The sequence below is a fragment of the Spirochaetota bacterium genome, from assembly GCA_038043445.1.
GTDB lineage: Bacteria > Spirochaetota > Brachyspiria > Brachyspirales > JACRPF01 > JBBTBY01.
Genome location: JBBTBY010000100.1, coordinates 20,248 through 30,009 on the forward strand (window position 1 = coordinate 20,248; position 9,762 = coordinate 30,009).

Consider the following 9,762-nt stretch of genomic DNA (forward strand, 5'->3'; position numbering starts at 1 on the left):
TTTTCTCCAATCTCCTTCACAAATTATAGACAGCTATTTTCCGGCGATGGGTGACAGCCGATCGCCGACAATACCACCGTCCTCGATCGCGGTCACACGGCTCATGTTCGTTGTGTCCCAGGTGAACAGATTCGCCCCCGCAAAACCCGCATCAAGAAAATCCTGCCGCCATGCGTGCAGTTCTTGCGCCGCCGTAATGGTATTCGGCTGTTCCTTTCGGTGAGTCCCGAATTCACCGAGTATGGTCGGTTTTACTGCGCGTTCAGCGATCTGTGCAAAATCAAGTTCTTCAAGTATCTGTCGAGGTGTAGCGGGATTACTTTTACTGATATAGGCATGGAAATCGACCACATCGAGCCAGGCATAGAGCAACCGGAAGCGCGGCGGCCATAATTTATTTTTCATGTCTATAGGAAGAAGCCCTGCTGTTTCGAGTCCTGCTTTACGCACAGCCCCGTGGCTAAAGACGCTCACCGATACCAGCGCCTGCGGATCAACGGACCGTACCGCCTTACGCCCTGTACAGAATGAGTTTGAAAAGTTCGCATCGGCACAAGCCTGTCGCGAATTGGGCAATGACATATCAAAGATGCCGGCAGCGGTTCCAACAACTCCGCGGCTCATGCTGAAGGGTTTTTGCTCGGTGGAAAATGACGGTTCATTGCTGATTTCCCAGCAGAAAACAGTCTGCAGATGTCCTCGATCCTTTACCGCACGGACAACACGTTCGATATATTGCCGTTTCGCCTCGATCGCCCCGGCAGCCATGTCCTCTCGATTCATGGGGTCAACATCGGGTGAACCATTCGTGGCAAGGCTGAGATAATAGGCGCTGTCCGGATAGCCGTCGAGAACCACTTGTACATGCAGCCAGTGATCCCGCGCTCTGTCAAGGAAATCGAAGAAATTCGACATGTAAACAGAATTGAGCTCCCCCGTAGAATTCGTCAGTATGACCACCGGCTCAATGATATGACGTACGAATATCCGTCCTTTAAATATAAATACACGTACGACCGTGTAACCCTTTGCTGACATATCTGTAAGTGTTCTATCCATGCGTCCGGGGTCATAAAACCCGCGGCTAAAAAGCGCGTGGTCAGGCGTTTTTTCGGGACCAGCCAAAAGGACCAGAGAATTGCCGATAGGCATGAAGGTGCGGCTGCCCGTGCTGTCGACTGCGGTAAAGCGGCAACCGTCTGGTCCGGGGGATGTCATGATACGCGGTAACTGTGTGCCGGCAAGAAGACAATGCTCCCAAAGGATCATTACCGCGAGCATAGCTGGAAATATCGTTTTAAGATGTTCGATGGGAGACTTCATCGATGTCCTCCTCAAGAAATTATCAAAGTTATCATACGACTATGCATGCTTTCATTATACAATGTTCCGCTTTTTACGCATTATCCAATTCCGTTATTTTCTTGACTTTTTCCGTGCTTTTCGGCACGGACTAAAACGACTGCTTTCCTCCGATACTGTGCCGGGGCGAACCCTGTAGTCGCTTTGAATATCCGGTTGAAATACGGAACGTTGCGGTAGCCGGACGCGAACGCGATGTCCGTTATGCTCTTTGCGGTCGACCTGAGAAGCCGGCACGCCTCGCGGATACGCATCTCGTTCATATATTCGGTGAAATAGAATCCGGTGCCGCGCTTGAACACTTTTGAGAAGTGATCGCATGACAGCCCGGCGGCTTCCGCGGCATGGGCGAGCGAAACATCCCCGGCGATGTTGGCATGAATATAGGCGAGCGAGCGTTCGATGCTGTCGGATACCGGCGTCGTACGACGATCCGATCCGGCGATATCGCGCCCGATGAGCGACAGTATTTCGATGACCAGACCGCGGATATGCGCTTTCGCGTACGGCCGCTCGCGGACGCTTTCCTCGGCGAGCGTATCGACGATTCGCTGGATCTGTACGAACAACGGGGGCGAAGCAAGGTGCATGATGAAGCCGCCGCTATCACCGCGGACAAAGGCGTCAAGAAGGAGCGAACCTTCCCCGAGAACAGGGAGAATGTCCTTCACGAGCGATCGCTGAAGCTGCACGTATCGGATATGCACCGGCTCGACGGCCTGCCATGCATGCGGTTCGTACTGATTACAGATAACAATGGACGTTTTTCGGAAACGGAACCTGCCGCGCCGGGATTTATAGTACCCGCTCCCCGCGATACAGACGGCGACCTCGTAATAGGTATGCTCATTCCAGAACGAGGTGCCCTGCTCCACGCGGGAGCTGAATACCCGGACCTCGCCGGGCATGCCGTGCAGAACGACACGCCGAGCCATGATGCGTACCGTCTCCCGCAGGCCTACTTGAACGTCGGGATGACAATACCCTCGAGTATCACCTTCTGCGCCATGAGGAAGATGACGAGCGTCGGTATCGACGTAATGACGAGCGAGGCCATAAGCATCGGCACCGAGGCGTACTGCTGATATTCATAGAGGAACACCATGAGCGTCCACATCTTGGGGTCCTGACAGGTGAGGAAGGCATGCATGAACGCGCCGTACGCATTCGTGAACGCATTGAGCGCTATCACCGCCAGGATGGGTCTTGACAGCGGCAGTGTTACGTTCATGAACAGCTGCACCTCGTTGGCACCGTCAATAAGACCCGCCTCGTAGATCTCAGGCGGTATCGCATCGAAAAAGCCCTTAAGCAGGAATATTCCGTAGCCGTTGGCAAGCCCCGGGAGTATGAGCGCCCAGAAACTGTTCATAAGCGTTACCGACAGAGGCACATCGTACTGCTTGGCTATCGTCGGTACGAGCCACCCGGCGAGGAATATCGTGACCCCGAGCCCGACCGTGGCCGCGAGCCAGAGCGGTATGCGTATCTTCGCTTTCACGAGGTTCTGCACGAGCACGATGAAGAAAAGCACCGACACTGCGACCGTCAATATCTGAATGAGCGGGAACGATTTCACCGATAGGAAATTCGGTATCATGAGCACTTCCGCCGGAAAGGCCATCGTCGTCAGGAGGAAGAGCAGTATGTAATGCGATTCCTTCAACCGGAATCGCGACATCGCATATGCTGCCATGGGATTCACCGTGAGCGCTGTTAATATCGACAGGACTATATAGATGACGGTGACCATGAGCGAATAACCGTGCAGGAAGATGAAATTGAAACCCTGCTTGAAATTATACGCGAAGTATATCCAGCGCATGCCGCCTTTGTTCTTGAGGAACCAGCTGTACTGGTAGGCCGCATAGGGAATACGCACTTCATCCATGCTCGCATACATCGTCCCATAGGCCTTGTTCACGCCTTCGACAGAACCGTACTTCTTCGCAAGCATGTCGCGGAACGATGTCTCCGGGCGTACGAGCGAGAGCGCCCCGCTTGGGCAATATTTGCTGATAAAGACGTTCCACACGCCCATCTGCGCGTCGATGAAGGGGAGCCGCTCCGAAAGCGGAAAATATGCGGTCCTGCGTTTCATAAGATACGTGCGCCACGCGTCGCCGGCCTGTACCGTATCGATGCGAATAAATCGCGTCGGCGCGCTTCGCAGGAACCGTTCGCGTATATCAAGACCGAGCTTCCCCGCCATAAGATCATCGTAGCTGATGGAGGCTTTATTGATCTGTCCGTACCGGTTGGTAACACCGCGATAGGACGCGGGAACGGCCAGTTTTGTCCGCTGCAGATATCCGTAGAGGATACCGTCGGCGCTGAACAATGATACCTGGTTCGGCGTGAGCGTTGCAAGGAAGGCAAGGCTGTCGCGCATATGCATCACATTCGTATCCGGCCGGCGATGCTGGTTTTGCGGCGAGAAGCGAATATCGTCGCGCTGTTCATAGGTCTCGCCGTGCGCGCGGTTGACCTTTTCCACCGAGCCGTACTTTGCCATAAGCCAGTTAATGTACTGTGACCGCAGATTGTATGGTGAACTTGAATCTCGCAGAAAAAGGGGGAATTTGAACTCGACGGGGCAATTCGCGATGAACGCCTCGCAGTCGGCGGCCATGGCCTTGCGATATGCCTCAGGTGTCTTCATAACGGGGCCAAGATCATTATCCTCGACGTCAAGCGACGTGAACCAGTGGTCCTTTCCGAACCATACGGACAATTCAGAGAACACCGGCGTGGTGCGGTAGGGGCCCTGCGATACATACACGCAGTCGGGGGAAAGATCGAGCGTATATTTCTTGAAAAGATACGCGTCGCTGCCCCAATAGCGCGGCAAAAGACGATACTCCACGGAATCCGCATTCCCCGTCGTCGACATCGTCACCATGAGGAGGAACGGGTACACCATGGTAATGGCCCCGCCGATGAGAATAAGATAAAGCGCCAAAAGCAGAAGACGGACCTTCGCGCTCTTTCTTCCTACTGTACTTACCAATGGCATATAAAGCTCCTCGTTTCCCGATTCGATGCGTTCATGATCGTACGCCCGGCAACCGACTTGTTATCCGGCAACGCCTTACGTCCGGCTGCCGCCGCCGGCCTTCTCTTCTACGCTCGTGCTCCTGAACTGCATCTTATTCATGATCCGCAGCTGATTGAGCGTGAACCCGATCAAAAGCGCGCCCAGTATCCAGGCAGCTGCGGTCGCGGTGCCGTAATCGAGATACACGAACGCGTTGTACCAGATGAAGAGCCCCGCCGTCATCGTCTTGTCCTCCGGACCGCCGCCGGTCATGACGAAGATGTTCTGCGACGCATGGAACGCGCCGACCACCGAGCCTACGAAATTGATTATGATAAGCGCCTTCAGATTGGGGAATGTCACATGTACTATTTTTTTCCAGAAGCCCGCGCCGTCGATATCCGCCGCTTCGTATTGCCCATCGGGTATGCCCTTGAGCGCGGCAAGATAGATGAGACAACCGCTCCCCGCATGCGCCCAGACGGCCGGCACTATTATCCAGAGCATGGCCAAGTCGGGGTCCTGCAGGAATTTCTGCACCTTGAAGTTGAACGCGCTTGCGAACATGCGCACAAGCCCCACGGGGCCCTCGCGCAGGACAGAGTTCGCAAGAAGGAAGATAAGAAAGCCGCCGATGAGCCCGCCGATGGCGATGGCGAAGAAGCGCTCCATCTTCTCATTGCGTCTGTTGAATATCTGTATGATGCACATGACCGCGAGCAATCCGAATCCCGCAAAGAGAAGCAGTTTCACGGTGAGCGCCGCGGCAAGCGGCCAGTCATTGAACATGAGCATAAAACTGTTCAAAAGACCCTGCTTCGTATTGTCATAGAGCATTCCCTTCCATAGGAAGAGCGTCACAATGCCGGTGGTGAGGGACGGGAGATAGTACAATGTTCGGAAGAAGACCTTTCCCTTCGGTATCTCGGAGAGGAGGATGGCAAGTCCCAGGGGCACGAGGAATCCCAAGCCAATCGAATACCCGACATAGATGAACGTCTGCAGAAGATATCGCCAGAACGTTATATCACCGACTATCTCGATGAAATTCTTTAACCCGACATATTTCGATGAGCCGAGTATCTTGTAATCCTGGAACGCCATCATAAGACCGCGCGCCAATGGATAATACGCCCAGATGAGAATGGTCGCCACCGCCGGGAGGAGAAAGAGCCACGCATATATTCTCCGGCGGCCCGGATGACCCCCGACGCCGAAACCCTCGCTGTCGCGGAATTTCGCTTCCATCTTGATCCCCGCTCGTATGATCATCACCCCGCCCGCGATAATGCCGGCGAAAATGACCGCAAGGATTATCCAGCCGAGGTTCGATCGCCGTTTGATCTCATGCGGCGGCAGATCGCCGATGATGGTATCGTTCACGCGCTTGACCACCTCTTCCATGACCGCCTGCGGGTCCTTCTTGAAATTACCCGTCACGAGATCGATGGGGTCATTGCCGACGGCATCGATGGGTATCTTAAGGTCGCCCGTGAGAACGTGCGTGAACCCTTTGCAGTAGGGTATCATTTTTGCATTGTTCTCAACATGGTCCCAGAACTTCACGCGCTCGCGCGGTATTCGTTCGACAACGTCCTCGAAGCCGGCCATTCTCAGGATGGACGGCCGCACATATTCCTGCACGCCGAGGTCGATGTACATCCTCGCCTTTATCGCCTGTGCTTCGGGGCCGGTCATGTATTCGATGTAATCCCACGCCGCTTTCATTATCTTCGCTTTATCGCGGCGGCCGGGCACATCCTCGGAAGCGATCGTCGAATTGATGCCGATATAATGTCCGCCCAGCATGAACGCATAATTCTCGCCGGGATAGGACGGGAACGTCGCAAGCGTCCACTCCGTCGGATCGGTATTGAGATCGCTTGCCGTACCGGCTTCCGAGAGGAATACAGCCTTCATGCCGAAGTACTTTTCCTTTACATTGCGCCCGACCATGGCGGCGGCGGAATCGACAACGCCGATATATATGCGGTCGATGATCTCTTTTTTCGTAAGATCGAACGTATCTCCGGAGAACGGGTCGACGGCTTTGCGGGCGCGTATCATCTCTACCGTGACATCGAACTCACGCCCTTTGTTGCGCATCCACGGCTGCTGTATCATCTTCCGGTAAAAGTGGAGCGCACGCATCGCTTTGGGCTTTTCCGTTTCAAGCCGCCACTTCACATCTTCCATGGCGTACTCGGCGGGCATTCCCAATCCTTCCATATATTTACGGTTAGACGCTATCATCGAATAGAATTTCGCATCGTCGCTCACATCGATGCCCAGGCGCCGATAGTCCACCGGCGGCGGCGGGACCTCAACGAGCTTGCCGTTCTTCTCGATGTACGGCGTGACCACATTCCCGCCGGCGGATAGAACGAATTGTACGTAATTCCAACCCGAACTGCCGGACGCGTGATTCATGCTGATGCCGTAGGTAAGCGGTGTGCCCGGGGGCGCATTAGGCTCTTTCGCGGGGTCGAACGTCATCTTCCGCGAGAAATCGTACATCTCGTCCCAATCCTTCGGCGATTTTCCGGCGAGACCGTTGCGAGCGAAGGTGGGCGTGTGGCAGAGTATCGTCATCGGCGCATAGTAATACGGGACCATGTAAATGTGACCGCTGCTGTGGCAGAGTTCCCATGCGCTTGACGGCGAATAAATGCCCTTGTAGCGCATTCTCTTGCTCTTCTCGAATTCCTTCAGATAGCTGTTGAGCGAAAGGAGAAATCCCTGCGTGCGGTAGTCGGCAGCCTTGCGCTCGGTGAGATAGAGCACGTCGGGCGCGACGCCGCCGGCCATGGCGAGGAATTCGCTTTCATCGGAAGCGGTGCCCTCGATGCGCAGCGGCACAAGCGCTTTGATATGTATCTTGGGGTTGAGCCGGACGAATTCGTCGAATGCCTTGCGCCGCGACATCCAGTCAGGGCTTGATGTGCCCGAGTAGGGTATGACGCGCAGCCGCAGTTCGACGAAATCCTCGTCTTCCGCGTTCGTCGCCGCCGTATCCGCAGCGAAGAGCGGCATCATCAGTACGGCGAGAAGGGTAAGCAGCCAAGTTCTCATGAAAGCACCTCATGCTTCGATTCGACGGCGTCAGTGTACCGCATCACCGTCATTTTGTACATGCCCGTCATTGACGGACATACGCGATATTGACTTACTGTGCGAGCACCGAAACTTCATCGGCAGAGAGCGCGCGCTTATAGTAGTATACTTCATCGATGACGCCGGCGAACGACTGCCACGTGCTCCCGATCGATGCGAGCCGTGTGCCGATCTGCAGATCGAATTCATACGTGTCGGGTATCGCTGCCTCGCCGCTGAGCGTACCGTTCATATAGATCTTCATCTTCTTTGAACCGACGGCAAAGACCGCGGCGATATGCATCCACTGGCCGATGACCGCTTTACCCTTCGTGTTGACGGTCAGGCCGCCCTTGCGCGTATCGTCGATCTTGTATCCGGTCGCGAACTGTATCGCGCCGTCGCCGAGAACATCGATGACGGTATACGCCGTCGGCCAATTGTCAAGGCCGAAGGCGCGGCGCTGTTTCTGTTTCGAATCGATATCGATAGCCGACGGGTTCATCCAGAGGGCGATCGAGTAGCTGCCTTTTCCCGGCTGCTTGTCGGTTGGTACGCTGAACTCAATGATCTTCGTCTTATCGCCGGTAAGGAGCAGCCCCTTGCCCTTTTTTCCGTCGGCCCAGCCGCCTTTGTTCGTGGCGGTAAGATTGTTCCCCGAGGAATCCTTGGCGACCATGCCGCTCCCCTCATCGAAATTCCAGTACCCGATGAGCGAAGCGTCCGCTGCAGAGAGCGCCGCTGCGAGCACCGCCGCAGCAACCATGCCGAATACCATGTGTTTCATGACCGACTCCTTTACCCGTTTCCCACTGCCGCGATTTTATTGCGCATTCATGCAATTGTCAACCAACTATGACGCTACTTCTCCACTTTAAAAGCGATATTATCGAGATAGAACGCCGTTCTTGTCTCGGCCATCGCCGACCATATCACTGCATCAAGCGATGCCCATGCCGGGTTCCCGTTCTTTATCGAGTTGAATTCGCGCCGCGCTTCCCCGTCGACCGTAACAGCGAGGTCCCACGTGCCACCGCCGGTGGCCGCTTCTATCTCAATATGTATCCACTTCTTCCGCGGGACATCCATGACCCTCGTTGTGCCCGCCATGAACGCCCCGTCGGCAAGTATCTTTATCGTCGGTCCGACCTTATAGGGGCCGTCGCTGTCGCGCCATTCGTTCCAGAATATCGCGCCATCCTCAAGGAACACGTCGAGGGAACCGGTTATTTTTCCCTGCGCGAATTTATTGTTGAACGAAAGGTGCGGCCGCCAATCATTGGGGAGCCCCGCATCGTCCTGGAATTTCAGGCTGTAGATCCCTTTCGCCTGTTCGCCGGTAACGAGTATACCCTGATCGGCGCCGCCGAACGGGGGTGGAACGCCGGGTGCGATGGCCTCGAGATCCTCGCGGAACTGCAGGCGGTTACCGACCTCTTTTTTCCGTGCCGGGGGCTTCATGTCGGGGTTCGCCGCTCGCGGCGTGAACTGCTTGGGCATATTCTTCCACGATGCATCACCGTACAATCCGGCTTTTGCTATCTCATCCAGGAACGGCTCAAATCCGATCTTCGACGCGGGCGAGCCCGGCTTGAAATGGAAATCATATCTCTTCGCATCGACGAACAGGGGGTCGGCGATAATGCCGTTCTTATCGAAGCCTTCCTCATCCTGCCATTCCTGGAACGTGAGGCCGCTGAAGCTCATATTGCTTACGCTTGCGTTCACGATGTCCCAATAGAGATTGGTATCGAACCTGAACAGTTTCGATTTAAATCCTTTATTGACCATGAAGCCGTTCGTAGTGACCACGATGTTCTTTTCAAATATGAACGAGGCGTTGTGATTTTTTCCGCCGGCATCCCCCCGCATGCTTATGATATTACCCTCCCCGGCGAAGGCGAAAATATTGTTCCGAATGAGATTGTTGCTTCCATAGTGCTGGTGAAAACCGCCGGACTTGGTGTTGTACACGAGGTTCTTTTCCAGCAGGACTTCGCTCGATCCCTCGTCGGTGTAAAGCCCCCAGCCGCCGTAGGAATATGCATTGGCGTCATGCACGAGATTATAACGTTCCACGGTGCCCGGTGATATGCCGAGGGTGTAAATACCGGCCATGTCGGAAAGCTCACCGAGACCGAAGTGGTGAAGATGATTGTATTCGAAGATATTGTGATGCGCGCCGGAAGGTTCCGCATATCCCCATGTCCAGCCTGCGCCGATCGGCGAATAGTCGAGATCGCATATCTCATTATGGGTTATCGTATTGT

6 protein-coding genes are annotated in these 9,762 nt (G+C 54.8%); all 6 read right to left on the reverse strand.

What is annotated here, in order from left to right:
* Positions 1-33: 33 nt before the first annotated feature.
* Positions 34-1,323 (reverse strand): hypothetical protein, encoded by a 1,290-nt coding sequence (locus tag AABZ39_14545; GenBank protein MEK6795997.1) that lies wholly within the window; start codon positions 1,321-1,323, stop codon positions 34-36.
* 80 nt (positions 1,324-1,403) lie between these two features.
* Positions 1,404-2,297, reverse strand: a complete 894-nt coding sequence (locus AABZ39_14550; GenBank protein MEK6795998.1) for an AraC family transcriptional regulator — start codon at positions 2,295-2,297, stop codon at positions 1,404-1,406.
* Between the two features lie 23 nt (positions 2,298-2,320).
* Positions 2,321-4,378: an ABC transporter permease subunit gene (locus tag AABZ39_14555; GenBank protein MEK6795999.1), complete on the reverse strand. Its 2,058-nt coding sequence runs from the start codon at positions 4,376-4,378 to the stop codon at positions 2,321-2,323.
* A gap of 75 nt (positions 4,379-4,453) precedes the next feature.
* On the reverse strand, positions 4,454-7,471 hold the full coding sequence (locus AABZ39_14560) for an extracellular solute-binding protein (GenBank protein ID MEK6796000.1): 3,018 nt from the start codon (positions 7,469-7,471) through the stop codon (positions 4,454-4,456).
* A 94-nt stretch (positions 7,472-7,565) separates the two neighbouring features.
* On the reverse strand, positions 7,566-8,279 hold the full coding sequence (locus AABZ39_14565; protein MEK6796001.1) for a LamG domain-containing protein: 714 nt from the start codon (positions 8,277-8,279) through the stop codon (positions 7,566-7,568).
* A gap of 74 nt (positions 8,280-8,353) precedes the next feature.
* Positions 8,354-9,762: hypothetical protein (locus tag AABZ39_14570; GenBank protein ID MEK6796002.1), on the reverse strand; the 1,409-nt coding region annotated here is incomplete at its 5' end.